The organism is Vreelandella indica (assembly GCF_037070225.1).
In the GTDB taxonomy this organism is placed as follows: Bacteria; Pseudomonadota; Gammaproteobacteria; order Pseudomonadales; family Halomonadaceae; genus Vreelandella; species Vreelandella arctica.
In genome coordinates this window covers 33,564-53,888 of record NZ_JBANSO010000002.1, presented here as the reverse complement: position 1 = coordinate 53,888, position 20,325 = coordinate 33,564, and the positions used below count along the sequence as shown (strand labels likewise).

At 56.1% G+C, this 20,325-nt stretch carries 17 protein-coding genes and 2 pseudogenes; 14 read left to right on the top strand and 5 right to left on the bottom strand.

Going from position 1 to position 20,325, the window contains the following annotated elements; genetic code table 11:
• The first annotated feature begins 144 nt into the window (after positions 1 to 144).
• From V8L71_RS01880 to V8L71_RS01860, 6 genes and pseudogenes are all read left to right on the top strand, one after another.
• Positions 145 to 1,599, top strand: a complete 1,455-nt coding sequence (locus tag V8L71_RS01880; protein WP_101146398.1) for a cytochrome D1 domain-containing protein — start codon at positions 145 to 147, stop codon at positions 1,597 to 1,599.
• 73 nt (positions 1,600 to 1,672) lie between these two features.
• Positions 1,673 to 2,257: an RNA polymerase sigma factor gene (locus V8L71_RS01875; protein WP_083024703.1), complete on the top strand. Its 585-nt coding sequence runs from the start codon at positions 1,673 to 1,675 to the stop codon at positions 2,255 to 2,257.
• Positions 2,250 to 2,387: pseudogene (locus V8L71_RS20720) on the top strand (zf-HC2 domain-containing protein); the annotation flags it as partial. The gene V8L71_RS01875 and the pseudogene V8L71_RS20720, both read left to right, overlap by 8 nt.
• A 156-nt stretch (positions 2,388 to 2,543) precedes the next feature.
• Positions 2,544 to 3,065, top strand: a complete 522-nt coding sequence (locus tag V8L71_RS01870; protein WP_241524640.1) for a hypothetical protein — start codon at positions 2,544 to 2,546, stop codon at positions 3,063 to 3,065.
• 27 nt (positions 3,066 to 3,092) lie between these two features.
• On the top strand, positions 3,093 to 3,572 hold the full coding sequence (locus V8L71_RS01865; RefSeq protein WP_198556036.1) for an MFS transporter: 480 nt from the start codon (positions 3,093 to 3,095) through the stop codon (positions 3,570 to 3,572).
• A gap of 18 nt (positions 3,573 to 3,590) precedes the next feature.
• Positions 3,591 to 3,968, top strand: coding sequence for a YkvA family protein (locus tag V8L71_RS01860; RefSeq protein ID WP_101146399.1), 378 nt, complete (start codon positions 3,591 to 3,593; stop codon positions 3,966 to 3,968).
• Here V8L71_RS01860 and V8L71_RS01855 read toward each other — a convergent pair.
• Positions 3,959 to 4,120, bottom strand: a complete 162-nt coding sequence (locus tag V8L71_RS01855; RefSeq protein WP_157826481.1) for a hypothetical protein — start codon at positions 4,118 to 4,120, stop codon at positions 3,959 to 3,961. The two genes, V8L71_RS01860 and V8L71_RS01855, sit on opposite strands and share 10 nt — an antisense overlap.
• A 165-nt stretch (positions 4,121 to 4,285) precedes the next feature.
• A pseudogene (locus tag V8L71_RS01850) lies at positions 4,286 to 5,068 on the bottom strand (ISL3 family transposase); the annotation flags it as partial.
• Between the two features lie 244 nt (positions 5,069 to 5,312).
• Between V8L71_RS01850 and merR the strand changes: the two are divergent.
• Entirely contained in the window at positions 5,313 to 5,777 is a 465-nt protein-coding gene (gene merR, locus V8L71_RS01840) for a mercury resistance transcriptional regulator MerR (RefSeq protein ID WP_063091985.1), read from the top strand.
• 160 nt (positions 5,778 to 5,937) lie between these two features.
• Here the strand turns inward: merR and V8L71_RS20715 are convergent, their stop codons facing one another.
• Positions 5,938 to 6,060, bottom strand: a complete 123-nt coding sequence (locus V8L71_RS20715) for a hypothetical protein (protein WP_422822249.1) — start codon at positions 6,058 to 6,060, stop codon at positions 5,938 to 5,940.
• A 232-nt stretch (positions 6,061 to 6,292) separates the two neighbouring features.
• Here V8L71_RS20715 and V8L71_RS01830 point away from each other — a divergent pair, with 232 nt between their 5' ends.
• Both V8L71_RS01830 and V8L71_RS01825 read left to right on the top strand, forming a co-directional pair.
• Entirely contained in the window at positions 6,293 to 9,265 is a 2,973-nt protein-coding gene (locus V8L71_RS01830; RefSeq protein WP_317507698.1) for a Tn3 family transposase, read from the top strand.
• Between the two features lie 219 nt (positions 9,266 to 9,484).
• Positions 9,485 to 10,525, top strand: a complete 1,041-nt coding sequence (locus tag V8L71_RS01825; RefSeq protein ID WP_336273066.1) for a DNA-binding protein — start codon at positions 9,485 to 9,487, stop codon at positions 10,523 to 10,525.
• A gap of 102 nt (positions 10,526 to 10,627) precedes the next feature.
• Here the strand turns inward: V8L71_RS01825 and nfuA are convergent, their stop codons facing one another.
• Positions 10,628 to 11,251, bottom strand: a complete 624-nt coding sequence (nfuA, locus tag V8L71_RS01820; RefSeq protein ID WP_336273065.1) for a Fe-S biogenesis protein NfuA — start codon at positions 11,249 to 11,251, stop codon at positions 10,628 to 10,630.
• Positions 11,252 to 11,544: 293 nt separating this feature from the next.
• On the opposite strand from nfuA, the gene metH reads away from it, so the two are divergent.
• From metH to V8L71_RS01800, 4 genes are all read left to right on the top strand, one after another.
• Positions 11,545 to 15,240, top strand: coding sequence for a methionine synthase (gene metH / locus V8L71_RS01815; protein ID WP_336273064.1), 3,696 nt, complete (start codon positions 11,545 to 11,547; stop codon positions 15,238 to 15,240).
• 54 nt (positions 15,241 to 15,294) lie between these two features.
• Positions 15,295 to 16,566 carry an MATE family efflux transporter gene (locus V8L71_RS01810; protein ID WP_336273113.1) on the top strand — a complete coding sequence of 424 codons (1,272 nt, stop codon included), beginning with the start codon at positions 15,295 to 15,297 and terminating at the stop codon, positions 16,564 to 16,566.
• A 180-nt stretch (positions 16,567 to 16,746) separates the two neighbouring features.
• Entirely contained in the window at positions 16,747 to 18,399 is a 1,653-nt protein-coding gene (locus V8L71_RS01805; protein ID WP_336273063.1) for a nitrite/sulfite reductase, read from the top strand.
• Entirely contained in the window at positions 18,392 to 18,955 is a 564-nt protein-coding gene (locus V8L71_RS01800) for a DUF934 domain-containing protein (protein ID WP_336273062.1), read from the top strand. The genes V8L71_RS01805 and V8L71_RS01800 overlap by 8 nt, the downstream gene beginning before the upstream one ends.
• 70 nt (positions 18,956 to 19,025) lie before the next feature.
• On the opposite strand, the gene smrA is transcribed toward V8L71_RS01800, so the two are convergent.
• Positions 19,026 to 19,616, bottom strand: coding sequence for a DNA endonuclease SmrA (smrA, locus tag V8L71_RS01795; RefSeq protein WP_008957944.1), 591 nt, complete (start codon positions 19,614 to 19,616; stop codon positions 19,026 to 19,028).
• A gap of 225 nt (positions 19,617 to 19,841) precedes the next feature.
• Between smrA and V8L71_RS01790 the strand changes: the two genes are divergently transcribed.
• Positions 19,842 to 20,312 (top strand): gamma-glutamylcyclotransferase family protein, encoded by a 471-nt coding sequence (locus tag V8L71_RS01790; RefSeq protein ID WP_336273112.1) that lies wholly within the window; start codon positions 19,842 to 19,844, stop codon positions 20,310 to 20,312.
• Positions 20,313 to 20,325 lie beyond the last annotated feature (13 nt).

The following is a 20,325-nucleotide window of genomic DNA, read 5'->3' as shown; positions in this document are numbered from 1 at the left end:
GCCGGGCCGAAAGTTTCGGGAATAAATCCCGGCCCGGTGACGCCTTTGGCTTCACAGATCGTTTTCGACCGGTGCTTTGCTGGCAAGAGGTCTTGCCAGCACATGAGTCCGGCCGAACTTCTTTTAGCCTTTGGAGTTTGTAATATGCGTCCACCGATCCCCCATGCCATCACATCATTCGTCGCCGCAACCCTGCTCAGTGTCAGTGTGCCCGTGAGCGCGGCGGAAAACACCCGCTTTGAGCGCGGCAGCGAGGTGTACAACCAGCAGTGCGCTGCCTGCCATCAGGCTCAGGGTCAAGGCATACCGGGGTCGTTTCCCCCGCAAAAAAACCACACCGCTCAAATGTACAATGCCACTGACGGTATCGGTGGCCGCCGCTATCTGGGGCATGTGCTGCAGTACGGCCTGACCGGCCCCATCAAAGTCGACGGCACAAGCTACAACGGCAACATGCCGGCCTGGGGCGGTGCGCTCACTAACCAGCAAATGGCGGATGTGCTGAATTACGTGCTGACGGCGTTCGGCAATGAAAAGCGGGTTGCTGGTGAGTTTCAGCCCTACACCCCTGAAGAAATCGAAGCGATTGCGGGTAAGGACCTGTCCGGCAAGGATGTTTACCAGCTGCGGCAGACCCTGCTGGGCCAATCGCCTGAGCAGTCGCGGACCAAAGCCACTCCCGTGCGGTCGGCGCCCGAACTAAGCCTGGAAAAGTCCATTCGCGACCCTCTGTATGTGGCGGTCCAGAACAGCGGCATCGTGAAAGTCCTACCCTCAAAGCAGGCCTGGCCCGGCGTCGCGGGCGCTCACTACAATGCCCTGAGTCCTGATGGTTCCCGGCTGATGGTGTCCGGCTTCAAAACCGGCAATGTCTACGTTTTGAATACCGCCAGCGGTGAGGTGATGGCCAGCGTACCGATCGGTGAGGTGGCCCAGGGCGTAAAAATCTCACCGGATGGCCGTTACGGCCTCGCCGTGGCGCCGACCCAAGGCGACGTTGCGGTGATCGATATGAATACCCTTGAACTGGTCAGGAAAATTCCAGTGGGCAAGGTACCCCACAACCTCGTTTACAGCGCCGACGGCACACTCGCCTACGTCACGCTGCAGGGCGAAGGCGCGCTGGCGGTAGTGGATATGCGGGCCCTGGAAAAACAGCGTCAGATCCCCACTCCGGGTCTCAAGACGCCTCACAACATTGACATCAGCGCCAACGGTCAACGGCTATGGCTGCGCGACTTTACCGGCAACGTGGGGGTACTGGACCTGGCTAGCGAAACCATGCTGAAAACTTTTAAAGTGGGTAGTGGCCATGGCGGCATCGACGTGGTGCCTGGCGAGCAATACGTCGCAACCGGTGCGATTTCTGCGTCCGTGGTCACTATAATCGACTCCGAGAGCCTTAAAATTGTCAAAAATGTCGACGTGGGCGTTGGCCCCCACGGCGTTCGGGCAAGCCGCGATGGCCAGTTCATTTACGCGTCGGTCACGGCGGATAACCACATTGCCGTTATTGATACCCAGTCCCTCGAGGTGGTCCGCCGGGAGCCGGTTGGAGGCCAGTTCCCCTTCTGGCTCGCGGTACCGGGCAATCCATAAAAAAGTCGGGAATAAAAGGCGACCCGGTGACGTCCTCCAGTGAAGTGACCATAAATAGGTAGCGGGCAGCCCCATGCGCAGCACCGGAAGCAGGCAGCAATTCGACACACTGGTACGGCCCTGGCGCTACCGCCTGTACGGTGTTGCGCAACGCCAGGCCCCCTCACAGGAAATGGCGGAGGACTGGACCCAGGAGACCTTGCTCCGGGCCTGGCGGGACTTTGACCAACTGGACGATCACGTGGCGGCCTACGCCTGGCTGCTAAGGATTCTCAACCGGGTGGTTGCCGATGACTATCGGCGGGATGGGCGCCGGCAGCAACTGGCTCCGGTGCTGACCACCGGTGACGCGGTGTTGAATGAGTATCCCTGCAGTGCCCCGGGCCCCTTCGATCAGCTCCTGAAAAACCAGAGCGATGCGCAGGTCATGGCTGCGGTTCACGCCCTGCCGGACAGCTTTCAGCAGGTCATTCTGTTGCGGGACTTTGAGGAGCTGAGCTATCAGGATATCGCACAAATTCTGGACCTGGCACCGGGGACGGTCATGAGTCGCCTGTCACGCGCGCGGCGCCTGCTCGCTAAGCGACTGATCAAGGCAAGCCCGAGGTCCCTGGCTGCCAGCCACACAAAATACACATCGGTGAATTCCCATGAGTGATCTCAAAAACACAGACGCCCACGAATGGTCCGACCTGCACGCCGAAATCCAGGATTGGCTGGCGGGCTATGCCGATGGTGAGTTGGATGAGCATCACACCGCCCTGGTCGAGGCCCATCTTGCTGGATGCGAGACCTGCCAACACGATGTTGAACGTCAGCGAATTCTTTCCGAACGACTGCAGATGATACCCACTCCGGGACTGTCCGCCGATTTTGACGGGCGGCTCGATATCGCCCTTGCGAACGCCCCCGCCGGTGGCAAGCGCCCATCCGGTCGTCGCCGCATGACGAATCTGAAACGCTGGCTGAGCAGCCTTCGCCCGTCGGTTGTGATTGGCAGCGGCGGTTGGGCCGTTGCCCTGGTACTGGCAGCGGTACTGCTGATGCCCAGCCTGACGCCGGATAATATCAACAGGATTCCCATGGTCAGTGACGTGCTGAGCGATTATCAGCGTGTCGCCCTTGAGGAACTGCCTCGCCAGGCCGGCGGCTCGGAAGTGTCTCCGCCATTGCCGTGGGCAAACAGCCGGGTGCTGGCAACCTGGATGACCCGAGTGGGGGGCGAGCCTGCCCAGGCGTACGCCATGCGCCAGGGTAACAGCCTAGTCATCCAGTATCGTATCTCGGAGCGCGTATTCTTCCGGGATCCGGATGTGCGACAGGCGGTGGCCCGAGCCGGCGACTTTCGTACCCGGGCCGATCAGTTGGAGGTGCTCGGGCTACCCATGGAGGACTCGGGATTGCTGGTGGTTGCGCCAGCCGGGAATATGCCGGCGGTAAGCGAAGCCACGACGGGGGCCTCCTGACACGCTGTCAACGGTGATTATTTGACCATGACCTACTACACTGAATCAAAATCAGGTTTGTCACGAATTCATGGCACCGATGACCACCGTCGGCAAGTGCAGGTCGCGATGTCCTACCCGGTCGGCGCTATGGCGGATCGCCTCGGCCATCTCCCCATGCTGGTCGGCGGGTATGTTCTGGGAACGCTCACGGCCGTTTTGACAGCACTGGCCTTCTGGCTTTCGGTAGACAGCGTGCCGCTGCTCGCCGTCATCTTCTTCGTCGCTGGCTTGTACGTCACTGTCGAGGAAGCGTTGGAGTCCACGGTGACAGCCGAAATGGTGCAGGCCGACACCCTGATGATCAGCTATGGTGCGCTGGGGACGGTCAACGGGACGGCCAAGTTCGTCTCCAGCGCCACGGTCGGTTTGGTGTGGACCGCAGTCTCGCCGACTCTCGGCTTTGGCTTGGCGGCCCTGCTGATGGCGGCCGGGACATTGGCTATGCTCCGCGTCCGTAATGCGTAGCGTACAGAGACACTTACTATGACAATAAAACTGGTTTCGAACGCCAAGCAATGGGCACGAACCATCAAGCGTGACGTACACGCGGTCTGGCTTTCCGCTCGTGATCCCTGCACCCCGTGGTTCGCAAAGGCGCTTGCGGTGGTTGTCGCGGCCTATGCTGTCTCGCCCATCGACTTGATCCCCGACTTCATTCCCGTGCTCGGCTACGTGGATGACATCATCATCGTGCCGCTCGGAATCATGCTGGTCGTGAGGCTTATCCCGCCAGAGGTAATAAGCGAGCACCGAGAAACCGCCGCCAAAGCCACCGAGCGTCCGGTAAGCCGCATGGCAGCGGGGGTATTTATCACCCTATGGATCGTCTGTGCAGCCCTTCTAAGCGCCATCTACTTGTGATTAATTATAAACACCGGGAGGGCGAGTTGTACTTGGCGGATGACGCTGGCCACTGCCCAATTCTGGGGGCCGCGCACGCTCTCCAAGAATTTACCCCGGAGAACATCATCCAGGCCAGCACATACAATGGTGACCGCATAATTGTTGCTCACCTTCGTCCTCCGTTACCCAGCATTGAAGTGTGAGCCATGATAAATTATCCGAGTGTCATACATGACGCTATTGCGCATCTCATTTGAGATACGGTCAAGCTGTGGCCATTAGAAAATGGGTATCCGGATTAATTGGTTGACGATCCCTGTAGGCCCACCGATATCTTAATTTTCCCAGAAGGTTGATAGATCGACACCGAAGTTCTTCTCGGGCTCGGGTAGACCCATGCCGTAGGTCATGGTGGCCTTGCCCAGGAAGGGGGATTCCTTGGTCTGCGGCACCTTCTTCTTGTGCTTGGTGGTGTAGAGCATCCGGGCCCGCATCACCTCGAATGAGTAGCCCCGGCCATCGCGGTTCTTGTCCTTGGCCAGCCGGTTGATCGACTCCGTGAAGGCATTGGTGACTGGGATGTCGTCAATCCAGGCAGCCAGCGCCTGCTCAGCATCTCGCCGGCTGGCACAGTCCCAGATGTGGTAGAACCGCTCCTTGTGCTCGTAGGCTGCCAGGAGCTGGGGGAAGGCCCCCATTCAGGTTTCCATGATGAGACGTTCGCGGTCGGAGACGTCGTGAGCCCGCTTCAGCAAGGTCTTCCGGTCACCCTTGAGGGTTCGGCGTTGGTTGGCCTTCAGCTCCTTCCTGAGCCCCTTGCGGACCTTCTCCAGGGCTTCGTTGGCCATACGCACAACATGGAACTTATCGACCACGATGCGGGCCTGTGGCAGCGCCGCCTGGACGGCACGGCGATATGGCTTCCACATGTCCATGCTGACGATCTCGATCTTGTCGCGCTCGGTCATGCTCATGAGCCGCTTCGTCACTGCCTCCTGCTGACGACCGGGCAGCAGGTCTAACAAGGTACGCTCCTCCAGGTTGGTCAGGATGCAGAGGTAGCGGCGGTTCAGGTACAGCTCGTCGATACCTAGGTAGCGGGGTGTCTCGAAGCGGTGCGCACTTGCGGTACCTCGCAGACTTCGCCAGGTTGCCGATCCAGGCACCGGAACCCCCCAGGGCGATCAGGGCCAAGGTGCCCAGACAGCAGGCCGACGCGAGCAGGCTGCAACCCCGCCTGCGATTAACGACTCGCGACCGGATTGTGACTCGGAATTCAACTCTGATATTGCAATTACACCTTCTACGGCCTTGTTCGATAGGTTAAGCTTGAGGCCGTAGTCAACTACGGAGTCAAGGCAAATGCCGGATGAAATGAACTCATTGACCATCGGGGGGCTGGCTAAGGCGGCGAACGTCTCAGTTGAGACCATCCGCTACTACCAGCGACGTGGGTTAATACCTGAGCCCCAGCGTCCTCTCGGGGGTATTCGACGCTACGGTCCCAGCGATATCGGCAGGTTGAGCTTTGTGAAAACATCGCAGCAGTTAGGCTTCAGTCTCGATGAGGTCAGCGACCTGCTCCGACTCGAAGACGGCACCCACTGCCAGGAAGCCAGCACTCTCGCGGAGCGCAAGTTGCACGACGTACGTGGGAAGATCGAAAAGCTACAGCAAATTGAGGTTTTACTGAGCGCCATGGTTGATCGGTGCTGCGCCCAAGAGGGCAATATCTCGTGCCCCTTAATTGCGTCATTACATGAAGGGGTTGGGCGAAAATTTTGTACCTACCCTAGCCAGAGTGGGCCCCCTGCCAAACCTCAGTGACAAAGGGCAACCCCGCAGGCCCTCAGAATGTCCAGTGTGACCAGCAGAGTACGGCGGGGAAGTTTTTGGGCAACAGCCCCAAACAGAGGTGCTATTAGGGCGTAGGCAATCATCTTCAGGGCCAGCGCAATGCCGAGCACCTGGCCCGCACTGCCGCCCGTCAGTCATGGGCCAGCGGCGCCAGCGCCACCGTCGTTAGCCCGGTCCCTGCCAGAGCGATTAGCTGGGCACTAGAAAGGCGTTGGTAGGTGTGAATGATCAGTGGGGGGGGAAAGATGCTCAATGGCCATAGCTCGAATCAGTCTGCGGTGTGGTGTAACGATTCAATAAATCGGGGAACCGGCGATCGATGACCGAATAATCCCGTAACGTAAAGCGAGCGTGGCGTTCACAAAATAACGGGCGGTTCCTTTGGTCTTGACGAATTGCTGCCTACTATAAGCAATGCCCCCCTCAAGAGCGAAAGTACTGTGGGCTAATGCCTTTCACTGGAACCCCATAGCGAAGGACTGCGTATGAGTAGCCTCCATGAAACCGCCTATCCGCGATTGAAGGCGGTGGTCTCGGATCAAGAACTGGCAGAAATTTATACACCCTCTACCCAGGAACGATCCTTTGCCCGAAAGCACGGTCGAACTCCGGCTGCTCGTGGCGCCCTACTCATTCTCCTGAAAACAGTGCAGCGTCTGGGCTACTTTGTCCATCTCAAAGCCGTTCCCCAATCCATTACAACGCACATTCTGGCGTGCGACGACCTTTCACATCTCGCATTGAGCCAGCTCAGGGTCTACGACCGCAATGGCGGCGCCCGTCAGCGGATGCTGGAGACGGTTCGTCAACAGGTGGGCATCAAGGCGTTCACCGTTGAAGGCAAGGCAATTGTACGGGAACTAGCGCGTGAAGCGGCCACCACCAAGCAGGACCTGGCGGACATCATCAATGTGGTGATTGAAGAGCTGGTGCGCCAGCGTTTTGAGTTACCGGGTTTTTCAACGTTGCAACGGACCGCGCGTCAGGCTCGCAGCACGGTCAATACCGGTTACTTTCGGACGCTCAATGTGGGTTTGACAGCGCATCAAAAAAACGAATTTGACCAGTTGCTGCAAGTGCCGGATGATTCCCCTCATACCAGTTGGCATAAGTTGAAACAGGAACCCAAAAAGCCGACCAATACGGAAGTGAAGAAGTATCTTCAGCACCTGGAATGGCTTCAGGGTTGGTGTCAACAATTGCCCGCTGTTGATCACATTCCCGCCGCCAAATATCACCACTTCATACTGGAAGCACGAGCGCTGGGCGCGGCCAACATCAAGGCCATGCAAAGCACCAAACGCTACGCTTTGATGGTTCTGCTGGTCCATGCCCAATTGCGTCGCGCGATGGACGATGCGGTCGACATCTTTGTTCGCAAGATGCGCAACATCAAGACCAAGGCAGAAGCCAACCTGAACCAGTATCACCTGGATCACATGAAACGCATGGACAGGCTGGTGGCTCAACTGCGTGACGTACTGACCGCCGTCCAGGAAGCGCCAACGGACTCCGAGCGAGGTGCCCGAGTGGCGGCTGCCATCCAGAGCGATCCTGATGAATTACTGGCAGAGTGTGAGGAACACATGGCCTATGCTGGCAATAACTTCATCCCGTTCATGCTGCAACCCTACCGCCCGTTACGCCCCCTGTTATTCAATTGCCTTGAACTACTGGATCTGGCGGCAACCAGCCACGATCAATCTTTGATTGAGGCGATTGCGACTCTGAAAAAGCACCGGCACAGCCGTAAGGAATGCCTTGTGCTCAGTACTCAACCCGTCGACGTGTCTTGGCTACCGGAGCGTTGGCGCCGTTTGGTATTGGGGTCGGGGCCAAGCCAGCTACCGCCCGGCATGGTCTACCGGAAGTATTTCGAGCTGGGCGTACTGACACAGGTGAAGCGTGAACTGATTTCCGGCGATCTCGCGGTCGCGAACAGCGACCAGTATAGTGACTACCGCGATCAGCTGGTGGATTGGAAAGTCTATGATGCCCAGATAGCGGACTACAGTGCGATGATTGATATCGAATCCGATCCAGCCGCTTTTGTGGCACAAGCCCACTCTCGGTTGAGCGAAACGGCCGACCGCATTGACCGTGGCTTCCCGGAGAATGAATACGCCGTCTTCCATGGTGAAGAGCTGGTGATCCGGAAGCACCGTCGTACGGCGCCTCCGGATGGGTTAGCTGAGATCGACAAGCAGTTATCCCAGAATTTGCCCGAAAAGAATATCCTCGACATCCTGGTGGAAGCCGAAAAATGGCTGGGCCTCCACAAACGCTTTGGACCACTTTCCGGGTTTGAGAGCAAGCTGGAAGACCCCCGTACCCGCTTTGTTTCGACCTTGTTTTGCTATGGCTGCAATCTCGGGCCAACTCAGACCGCCCGATCCATCACGACACTTAATCGCCGGCAGGTGTCCTGGCTCAACCTGCGGCATGTCACCGAAGAGCGCTTGGAGCAGGCCATTGTGCAGGTTATCAATGCCTACAACCGCTACCGGCTGCCGCGACACTGGGGAACTGGCCAGCGGGCTGCCGCCGATGGCACAAAATGGAACCTGTACGAACAGAATCTGCTATCGGAATACCACATACGGTACGGTGGCTACGGCGGGGTGGGCTACTACCACGTCTCCGACAAATACATCGCGCTGTTCAGCCACTTCATCCCTTGCGGCGTTTATGAGGCCATTTACATCCTTGACGGGCTAATCAAAAACGATTCCGATATCCAGCCTGACACCTTGCATGGCGATACTCAGGCGCAAAGTGCGCCCGTCTTCGGGTTGGCTTACCTGCTGGGTATCAACCTGATGCCCCGCATCCGGAATCTGAAGCAGCTGGTGTTCTACAAGTCTGACAAACGCCAACGGTATGAGCACATCAATGCTTTGTTCAGCGAGACTATCAACTGGAAACTGATTGAAACCCATGTGCCGGACATGCTCCGGGTGGCGCTATCGATTAAGGCTGGAAAAATCGCACCGTCCACGGTACTGCGACGTTTAGGTACCGCAAGCCTCAAGAACAAACTCTACTTTGCTTTCCGGGAACTGGGGAGGGTCGTTCGGACAACCTTTCTTCTGGACTACATTGGCAGCGTGGAGTTGCGGCGAACCATTCATGCGGAGACGAACAAAACGGAAGAGTTCAACCAGTTCGTGAAATGGCTGTTCTTCGGCGGCGAGGGGGTGATCGCCGAGAATATCCGTCACGAGCAACGGAAGGTGATCAAATATAACCACTTGGTGGCCAACCTGGTCATTCTTCACAATGTGGAGTCGATGACGTTAACCCTTAAAGATCTCAAAGAGCGCGGTCATCATATTGATCACGATATTCTCAAAGGGCTGGCCCCATACCGCACGGACCATATCAACCGATTTGGCGATTATACGCTTGATTTTGATCGGCAGGTTTCACCCATGAGCTACAACGCCAAAATAATTTAAATACAATAGGTTAAGGCACATTTTGGAGGATTTCGTCAGAATCGTTGCCGACCCTCAGAGTGTGCCGTTGTAGCGGCATAAATTCAAGATAAGACGGGTAATCTTGAATTTATAGCCTATTTAATAAATAAAATTACGTATTATGTAATACGTAATAATTGCTTTTTAAACCTTAAGTACCGACAATGGCGGCTATAAAATTCCCAGCAAGGATGTCATATGGCCCGCAACGGCATTCAGTACAGCGATGTTCAACACGCCATTGATGAGTTGCTCGCCCGTGGTGACACACCCAGCGTGCAGCGTATCCGCGATGTGTTGGGCACTGGCAGCTTTACAACGATTAGTGATCACTTCCGCCTTTGGCGCAGCGAGCGCGAAAAAAATCGTGATGTGCCGCCACCCAAAGGTGTGCCGGAAGTGGTCGTCACCATGGCCAGCGAGCTGTGGCGTGAGGCACAAAACGTGGCCAATCAAACGCTGCTCCACTACCGCGAAGATGCCAATCGACAGGTAGAGGACGCTCAGCGATTAGCGGAAGAAGCTAAACAGCAGGCGGCAAACGCCGAGCAGCGTGAAAGCGCCCTGGCCGAGCACTTACGTCACATTGAGCAACGAATGGAGGCACTTAATCGTGAACTAGCCGCCAGCCAAACCAATGAACGCCACTGGCATCAGTTGGCCGAAGCGTCGCAAGGAGAGGCCAAACAACTCAAGCAAGTTCAGCAACAGTTAGAGAGTCAGGCAGAAGCGCAGCGCGAAGCCCATCACCTTGCTCTCAACGAACAGCAAGCAGCCTGGGAACAGCGACTGTTACAAGAAGAGCAGCGTCACGAAGCGGCTGAAGGGAGGTTGATGGCGATGCTGGATAGCGCCCAGCAGGCACGTGCACAAGAAGAAAAGAGTTTCCAGAAACGGCTCCAGCAGGCAGAGCAGCGGATTGAAGGATTAAGCCAAGAGTTAAAATCAAGGCAGCAGGCATTACATAAACTACAGCTGGAAGCCGGCGAGCGGGATCAGCAGCTTAGTGAGGCTCAGCAGCAAAACAGCGCGTTGGAAAAGCAGCAACAGGCACTTGCAAAGCAGTTTGAGGAAGCGCAGTCGGCGTTAAAACGCCAAGCGCAACAGCATGCAGATCAGGAAACAGCGCTACAACACGCCTGGCAGGAGAAACTTTGGGCACGAATGGAAGCACTCCAGCAGCAGTTAACTGATTTGCCCTCCTCGTTGGAAGATAAACAGCCAACGCCAAAGCGTTAATATAGCTAGCAAACTTTAGCCAAAACCGTAGGCTCGCGCACAAAAAAAGCCCAGCACGAGGCTGGACTTTTCTGATTTGGTATCGTGGTATTGCATTTAAATTTAGCGGTAGTAGGCGTTGGTGGTATCGGTATGGTCGGTCACGTCGCGAATACCCGCAAGCTCAGGGATTCGCTCCATTAACGTCTTCTCAACGCCATCCTTAAGGGTTAAATCAACCGCTGCGCAGCCCTGGCAACCGCCGCCAAAAGCTAAGACAGCATATTGCTGTTCAGTCAGCTCAACCAGCTTGATTTCCCCACCGTGGGCCGCGAGCCCTGGGTTAATCTCGCTGTAAAGCACGTAGTTAATACGGTCTTCCAGCGGACTATCCGCATTTACCTTGGGCATCTTGGCGTTGGGCGCCTTGATGGTTAGCTGGCCGCCCATACGGTCGGCGTTGAAATCCACCACCGCGTCTTCCATAAAGGCCAAGCTGTTTTTGTCGAGATAAACATTGATCTTCTCGAGTTCTAGCAGCACATCCGTCGGCTCTTCTTCACCCGGACGGCAGTAAGCCAAGCAGGTCTCTGCGTAAGGCGTGCCCGGCTGGGTAATGAAGATGCGTACGGCGATACCTTCAACATTCTGCTTTTCCAGCAGTTCTGCCAAGTATTCTTGCGCGCTATCTGTAATATCAATACCTTGGGTATCGATTTTAGTATCTGCTTCACTAGTCGTGGTCATGAGGGCTGTCTTCCTCCCGTGGTAGTGGCGGACGCCACTTCACATGTCATTTGTCACTATGGTAAGCAAAACGGCGCGCTGACACAATCCCGACTGTTTTAGTAGACTATTTAAATGCTGTTTCTCAAATGCGTGTATTGATTGTCTTTGCTTATGCACCGTATAGCGCTCCCTGGGGGCGCCTTTTGCTATGCCTTTTGTTATCATTATGCGCCTTATTACGACAGATACTGCTTTTCCGACGATAACAACATCCCCTTTGACGACTGTGACGCTGGAGAACTCCCCCTGCCATGGCTGATAGTGCTTTGACCGCAACCCTCACCCAACGCCTTGCCGAACGTATCCTAATTCTGGACGGCGGCATGGGCACCATGCTGCAGAATGCCCAGCTGAGCGAGGAGGATTTTCGTGGCGAACGGTTCAGTGACTGGCCCTCGGATCTCAAAGGCAACAACGACCTGCTCGCGCTCACCTGCCCTGATGTTGTCACGCGGATTCACCGCGACTATTTAGAGGCCGGTGCGGACATCATCGAGACCAATACTTTTAACAGCACCCAGCTGTCTCAGTCCGATTACGGTATGGAAGCGCTGGTGGTGGAACTCAACCGCGAGTCAGCGCGTCTCGCCCGCGAGGTGTGTGATGCTGTTGCCGCCGAAACCGGCGTGCCCCGCTATGTCGCTGGGGTGTTAGGCCCCACTTCGCGCACCGCGTCGCTATCGCCGGATGTTAATGACCCGGCCAAGCGCAATGTCACCTTTGATGAGCTGCGCGAGAACTACTACGAAGCCGCGGAAGCCCTGATTGCTGGCGGTGCCGATCTGATCATGATTGAAACCATCTTCGATACGCTCAACGCCAAAGCGGCTATCTATGCCCTGGAAGAGCTGTTTGACGCTCGCGGCGAACGCTTGCCGGTAATGATCTCCGGCACGATTACCGATGCTTCAGGCCGTACCCTATCCGGCCAAACCACCGAAGCGTTCTGGAACTCGGTGCGCCACGCCCAGCCGTTATCCGTTGGCTTGAACTGTGCCTTAGGCGCCGAAGAGCTTCGCCCTTACCTGGAAGAGCTTTCCACCAAGGCCGACACCTTCGTCTCAGCGCACCCCAACGCGGGTCTTCCCAACGAGTTTGGTGAGTACGACCAAACACCGGAAGAGATGTCCGAGATCGTCAGTGAGTTCGCATCTAGCGGGCTGGTCAATATTATCGGCGGCTGCTGTGGCTCCACACCTGAACATATTCGCGCGATTGCTGATTCCGTTCGGGATATGGCGCCGCGCTCTATTCCCGAGCGCAGCCGCGCCTGCCGTTTATCCGGTCTTGAGCCGTTCAATATTGAGGCCGACTCACTGTTCGTCAACGTAGGCGAGCGTGCCAACGTCACCGGCTCGGCGCGCTTCAAGCGCCTGATTGTAGAGGAAGACTTCACCACCGCCTTGGAAGTTGCCCTTGAGCAGGTAGAGAACGGCGCCCAGATCATCGATATCAATATGGATGAAGGCATGCTCGAGTCCAAGGCAGCCATGGAGCGCTTCCTTAACTTGATCGCCGGTGAGCCCGATATCGCCCGTGTGCCGATCATGATCGACTCCTCCAAGTGGGAGATCATCGAAGCCGGCCTGAAGTGCGTTCAAGGCAAGGCGGTGGTGAACTCCATCTCGCTCAAAGAAGGAGAAGACGCCTTCCGTGAACAGGCAACCAAATGCCGTCGCTTTGGTGCTGCCATTGTGGTGATGGCGTTCGATGAAGAGGGCCAGGCAGACACCTTTGCGCGAAAAACCGAAATTTGTCAGCGCGCCTACCGCCTTTTGGTCGATGAAATTGGCTTCCCCGCCGAAGATATCATTTTCGACCCGAACATCTTCGCCATCGGCACCGGGATCGAAGAGCACAATAACTACGCAGTCGACTTTATCGAAGCCACTCAGTGGATTCGCGACAACCTGCCCCACGCCATGGTATCTGGCGGCGTTTCGAACGTCTCGTTCTCGTTTCGTGGCAACAATCCGGTGCGCGAAGCGATTCACTCAGCGTTTCTTTATCATGCGATCCGCGCTGGCCTCACCATGGGGATTGTTAACGCGGGCCAGCTCGCCGTTTATGACGACCTCCCCGCCGAGCTGCGCGATGCCGTTGAGGATGTGGTGCTCAACCGCCGTAGCGATGGCACCGAGCGCCTGCTGGATATTGCCGACAAGTACAAAGGCGACGGCAGCGGCGCTCCCAAAAAAGAAGACCTTGAGTGGCGCAGTTGGCCGGTTAACAAACGTATTCAGCATGCGCTGGTTAAAGGGATTACGGTGTATATCGAAGATGACACCGAAGAGGCCCGCGCCCAGGCTGAGCGCCCTATCGAGGTCATCGAAGGCCCGTTGATGGACGGCATGAATGTCGTCGGCGATTTATTTGGCGACGGAAAAATGTTCCTGCCTCAGGTGGTCAAGTCCGCACGAGTCATGAAGCAGGCCGTGGCCTACTTGATTCCTTATATCGAGGCTGAGAAAAGCGAAGAGACCAAAGCCAAAGGCAAGATCGTCATGGCCACGGTCAAAGGCGATGTTCACGATATCGGTAAAAACATCGTTGGCGTTGTGCTGCAGTGTAATAACTACGAAGTAATTGATCTGGGCGTCATGGTGGCCGCCGATAAGATTCTGCAGGCGGCCAAAGATCACAACGCGGATATTATTGGTCTTTCCGGGCTGATTACTCCGTCGCTGGATGAAATGGTGCACGTGGCTAAAGAGATGCAACGTCGTGGCATGGATCTCCCCTTATTGATTGGCGGTGCCACTACCTCTAAAGCGCATACCGCGGTGAAAATAGAGCCGCAGTACGAGCACCCAGTGATTTACGTTACCGATGCCTCGCGCGCGGTGGGCGTTGCAGGCCGTTTGCTGGCACCCAATCAAAAAGCCGCTTATGTCGCTGAAATTCGTGAAGAGTACGAAAAGGTCCGCGAGCGTAATGCCAAGCGCCGCCCCAAAGCAGCGGACCTGGATTACACCCAGGCGCGCAAGCGGCGCTTCCGCACCGACTGGAACGCTCATACCCCAGCCGAACCCAATATGCTGGGGCTAAAAACGTTCGACGACTACGATCTTGAAGAATTGATTGAGCGCATCGACTGGACCCCCTTCTTCATGAGCTGGCAACTGGCGGGCAAGTATCCCAAGATTCTTGACGACAAGGTGGTAGGTGAAGCAGCCCGCAATCTGTTTGAAGACGCCAAAGTCATGCTGCGCAAGTTGGTAGAAGAGAAGCGCGTGCAGGCCCGCGGCGTCATCGGACTATGGCCCGCTAATAGCGTGGATGATGACGTAATCGAGGTGTATGCCGACGAGTCGCGCAGCGAAGTCATTGAACGTCTATTCCACATTCGTCAGCAAACAACGAAAGGACGCGACGGTATCTGCTATAGCCTGGCCGATTTTATTGCGCCGAAAGAGAGCGGCAAACCCGACTGGATTGGTGGTTTCGCAGTCACTACCGGTCACGGTGTCGATGAGCTCTCCAAAGCGTATGAGGCGGCCGGTGATGACTACAATGCCATCATGGTGCAGGCATTAACGGATCGCCTGGCGGAAGCCTTTGCCGAACGTATGCACGAACGCGTTCGCAAAGAGTTCTGGGGCTATGTGCCGGATGAAACGCTGGACAACGATGCTCTGATCGCCGAGAAATATCAGGGCATCCGCCCTGCCCCTGGCTACCCCGCCTGCCCGGATCATACCGAAAAAGCGGCCCTCTTCCGGCTGCTGGACGCGACTGAAAATACCGGGTTGGCGTTGACTGAAAACTTTGCCATGTGGCCAGCGGCCGCGGTTTCCGGTTGGTACTTTGCGCATCCCCAGTCGAAGTACTTCTCGACGGGCAAAATCACACGGGATCAGGTAGAGGCTATTGCCGCCCGTAAGCAGATGCCCCTTGAGGAAATGGAGCGCTGGCTCTCGCCGGTGCTCTCCTACGACCCGAGCTAACCATTGCCGTTTGCACAACGCCATGGCCGGGTATTACGCCTGGCCTTTCCCATCATGTTGGGCATGCTGTCGCAAAGCGTGCTCAATTTGGTCGATGCTGCCCTGGTCGGTCATTTGGGTGACGTGGCACTGGCCGGCGTAGGCGTGGGTGGTTACGCCATGTTCATGTTAAGCGCGGTCGTGTTTGGCCTCTCTTCCAGTGTGCAATCGCAAACCGCGCAACGCTTGGGCGCGGCCCGATCAGGGCTCTGCCACCCGCTTCAGTCAGGCTTGGTGCTCGGTCTTGCCGTGGCCCTACCGCTTTCCCTGTGGGCATGGTGGCAGGCACCGCTGCTGATTGGCTTGATCACTGACGCACGGGACGTACACGGCGTTGCCGTCGACTATTTCCGTTGGCGCGTCGTGTCGCTGGCGGCCATCGCTTTGACGCTTTGTTTTCGCGGCTACTGGAATGGACGCCAGCAGACACACCTCTATTTGCGTATCATCGTGGTGGTTCACCTGCTCAATGTGGGGCTAAGCGCCGGGTTGATTTATGGCTTGGCAGGTTTACCCGCCTTGGGGCCTAATGGTGCTGGTGCGGGCACTACGCTATCGCTGTGGGCAGGCTTGATGGCGTGGTATTGGGTGACGACAACGCATGTATCCTTGCCATCCGTGTTGACTCAATTACCGTGCCTGATCACGCTACGCACTACCCTACGCCTTGCCGTGCCTCATTCAATGCAGCAGCTTTTATTTGCAGCGGGCTACGCGGTACTATTTTGGCTGTTAGGCCAGCTAGGAACCGCTAGTGTCGCGGTTGGCCATGTGCTGGTTAATTTGTCATTGTTACTGATCTTGCCGGGCGTGGGCGTTGGGGTAGCCGCGATGAGCTTAGTCGGTGAAGCGCTAGGCCGCGATGCCCAACAAGAAGCTCATCGCTGGGGCTTGGATGCATTAACAATCGCTTGGTTGCTGCTGCTGTTGCTGGCATTACCCATGCTGCTGTTGCCAGCGTACGTATTGAGCCTGTTTTTCAGCGATCAGGCGCTAGTAACCCTTGGGGCCCTGCCTCTGCAGTTAACCGGCGTGATGATTGTATTCGATGCGGCAGCATTGGTGCTTGCCCAGGCGCTGATGGGTGCGGGGGCTCAGCGTACCGTTATGCTGCTGACCCTGGGGATGCAGTGGCTGCTATTTCTGCCGTTGGCTTGGTGGGTAGGCATCAGTCTTGAATACGGGTTGCTGGGTATCTGGCTGATGCAGCTACTTTACCGCTTGATTAATTCAGTCGGATTTTTATGGGTATGGCAACGTCGCCGTTGGGTCGCGCTGGCTGTCTAGTCCCGCTGCCTAACCGCCGGTCTTTTGGCCAGCCCTTTGTTTGATTATCATCTAAATAGCTTTTAGTGATAAAAAGATAATTATATATTCTTTTGTAGAATATGACGCCCGCGTTAAGGTGACGCTACATTAACGTCCGTCTCAACGTGACCATTTCGCTTTTTAGCAGGATCGTGCCACATGTACCGTTATGATATTCACGACCAAACACTGGTTGATGAGCGTGTCGCTCAGTTCCGCGACCAAATGGAACGCTACCGCGCTGGGCGTTTGGGTGAAGAAGAGTTCCGCCCATTAAGGTTGCAGAACGGTCTCTATATTCAACGCCATGCGCCCATGCTGCGTATTGCGATACCTTACGGCATGCTGGCGGGTAATCAGCTACGTGCCCTTGCTGAGATTACTCGTCGTTATGACCGTGGTTACGGCCACTTCACCACACGACAGAATCTACAGCTGAACTGGCCCGCCCTTGAGGATGTGCCGGATATTTTGGCAGATCTGGCCAAAGTACAAATGCACGCAATTCAGACCAGCGGCAACTGTATCCGTAACACGACCAGCGACCAGTTTGCTGGTATCGCCAATGATGAAGTGGAAGACCCGCGCCCCTGGTGCGAGCTGATTCGTCAGTGGTCTACCCTGCATCCTGAATTTGCCTATTTGCCGCGTAAATTCAAAATCGCCGTCAGCGGTGCCGCACAAGATCGCGCTGCGATTCAGGTACACGATATTGGCCTACGCCTATGGCGCAATGCCGATGGCGAACTGCGCATCAAAGTCTTGGCCGGTGGTGGGCTTGGCCGCACGCCCATGATTGCGGACGTGGTACGTGAAGACCTGCCCTGGCAGCACCTGCTGACCTATCTGGAAGCTTGTGTGCGGGTTTACAACCAGTTCGGCCGTCGTGACAACAAGTTCAAGGCGCGGATTAAAATCTTGGTGAAAGCGTTAGGCATCGAAGAATACCGCCGCCGCGTCGATGAAGAGTGGGCGCACTTGAAAGACGGCCCTCAGACGCTTAACCAAGCCGCGGTCGATGCCGCGAAAGGCCACTTCCCCGAGCCGGAGCGTCGCCCGGTGGCGGAAAACGCCACTGAAGCGTTTGATCAACTACGTGCTGAGAATCGCAGCTTCGCCCGCTTTGTGACAAACAACGTCTCGGATCATAAGGTGCCTGGTTATAAAGCCGTCACGCTTTCCTTGAAGCGCCGTGAACATGCGCCTGGCGATGTGACCGCTGATCAGATGGAAGCCGTCGCTGATCTGGCCGATCGCTACAGTTTTGGTGAAGTGCGCGTTACTCACGAGCAAAACCTGGTGCTTTCAGACGTGCCGGTCGATGAGCTGGAAGCACTGTGGAAAGAGCTTGATGCGCTGGGCATGGCTAATCCTACGGTCGGTACGCTCAACGATATTATCTGCTGCCCTGGCGGTGACTACTGCAGCCTAGCCAATGCGGTGTCTATCCCCATCGCTCAAGCGCTGCAGGAGCGTTTTGAAGATCTGGATTTCCTTTACGACCTTGGCCCGCTGGATCTGAATATTTCCGGCTGCATGAATGCCTGTGGCCACCACCACGTGGGGCATATCGGTATCTTAGGCGTCGATAAAAAAGGCGAAGAGTTCTACCAGATCTCCATTGGCGGTAACTCCACCGATGATGCGTCACTGGGTAAAATTCTAGGCCCATCATTTTTCCGCTCTGACGTGCCGGATGTCGTCGAAAAAGTATTAGAAGTCTATGTGGCGCAGCGCCATGAAGACGAGCGCTTCCTGGATACTTATCGCCGTATTGGCTTAAAACCCTTTAAGGAGCGTGTCTATGCCTAATAGCCCTGAGCCTAATAAAACAGATGAGACGCAAACTGAAGCAGTTGAGCAGACGCCAGTACATGTTGATCATTTGATAGCTAACGGCGAGCTAGCGGCAGAGAACGCTTGGTGTGTCTCCTACGATGTGGAAACGCTTCCTGAACAGCGCCCGGCGTTTGTACCGCTGGCGCTGTGGCAAGCCAATCAGGAGGATGCCGAGTTGGCGCCACTGCTCACCAGCGACACCGAACTGACAGCCGAGTTGGCGCAGCAGCTTGGCAACGCCCAGGCTATTGCGATTGACTTTCCTGCCTTCACCGATGGGCGTGGCTACAGCCTGGCGCGCCTGCTGCGCGAGCGCTACGGTTATGAGGGCGAAGTTCGTGCCGTGGGCGATGTGCTGGTAGATCAGCTGGACTACATGCGACGCTGCGGGTTTTCGAGCATGGCATTGCGCGATGATCAGCACCCAGAAGATGCCCTGCGTGCGCTAAGCTTTATCAGCGTTCGCTACCAGCCTGATGTGGAAGAGCGTCAGGCGCTGTTTGAACGCCGCTTAACCGCTAGCGAGTAGTTTTAAAATGACATAAAAGGGCAGCTTCGGCTGCCCTTTTTGCTGTCCTTTTGACGGTTAGGCCAACAGATTAGCCTCGTCGCTTCTGCTGGCGTTCGCGGTTATTGGCTTTGGCACGGTCACTCTTGCGCAGCATGACCCAGGTGGCGCCTAGCCCCCCTTCTGAAGACTGGGCGGACACATACGCCTGGACTTCCTCAAACTGGCTGAGCCACTTGGCAAGATAAGAACGCAGCACGTTGGCAGGGCTGTCGATTTCGCGCCCCCGGCCATGAACAATCATGACTGAGCGCAAGTCATGGGCATAGGCTTCCTGAATGAACGGGAACAGCATTCGGCGGCACTCACTCAAGGGTCGCCGCAGCAGATGCAGCTGTGATTGAACGCTATAACCGCCATGCTTTAATTTATCGACCACGCCTTGTTGAATACCCTCACGCCGATACTCCATCGGGTCGAACGGAGGAAGCAGGTCGACAAAGTCATCGGATAGAAAGTTGCGCGCCCCCATCTCCTCTTCCGCCCATTCACGGCGAGCCAGCTGCGCCTCAGAAGGCCTTTTGCGATTAGCGCCAGGGTCTGCACGATTGCTTGGTGGTAGTGGCTTAACGTCGCCGATTAGATCACGAAAATCCATATCATCACGAAGTGGCTGATTCATTGCAGGCTCCTCCGGCAGGATCAAAAGACCATCTATGTTACAGAGATAGCCTAGCAAATCTGACCACTTTGCTTAAGCAGATAAAATAAGTCGATTACTCAGGATGTGAAGCATAGCGCTCAAAACATGGGGCTTAAATTATAGAGCTTGTTTTCACCACGTTGGCACGCCAAGCTATGCAGCCACTTTTTCATCATCAATCCGAGGCGCTTTGGTTTGGCTAAAATGGTGTGGCTTAAACGCCTTTTTGTTATCGCTGGTGTGGGGTTGCTCAGTCTAGCGGGATGGTTATGGTTAACCATGCTGAGCCCGTGGTTTTACGACCGCCCGGAGGATCTGGCCGACATCGAACAGCGCCCTCATCAGGTCTTCGTATACGGCACGCTGCGCTATGCGCCCATTCGCCTGGTGGTTATGGGCAGCTTCGGCGCCCCTGAAAAGGCCGTTCTTGAGGACTACCAGCGAGATGGACTGGACCTTTCCCCCCAGCCTGGGAGTGATGTAGAAGGCCTGCTGCTCCATGTGGATGCTGATGAACTGGCCCGCCTTGACCGCTATGAACGGCTGGGTATTCGCTATGAACGAATGGAAATAACCCTCAGCGATGGCACCCGCGCCTGGGTTTATCTGCGTTTACCGGTGCTAGAAAATACGTTTGTACCGGACGCGGACTTACCAATAGCTCTGGTACCATAGGCAACCATGTTAT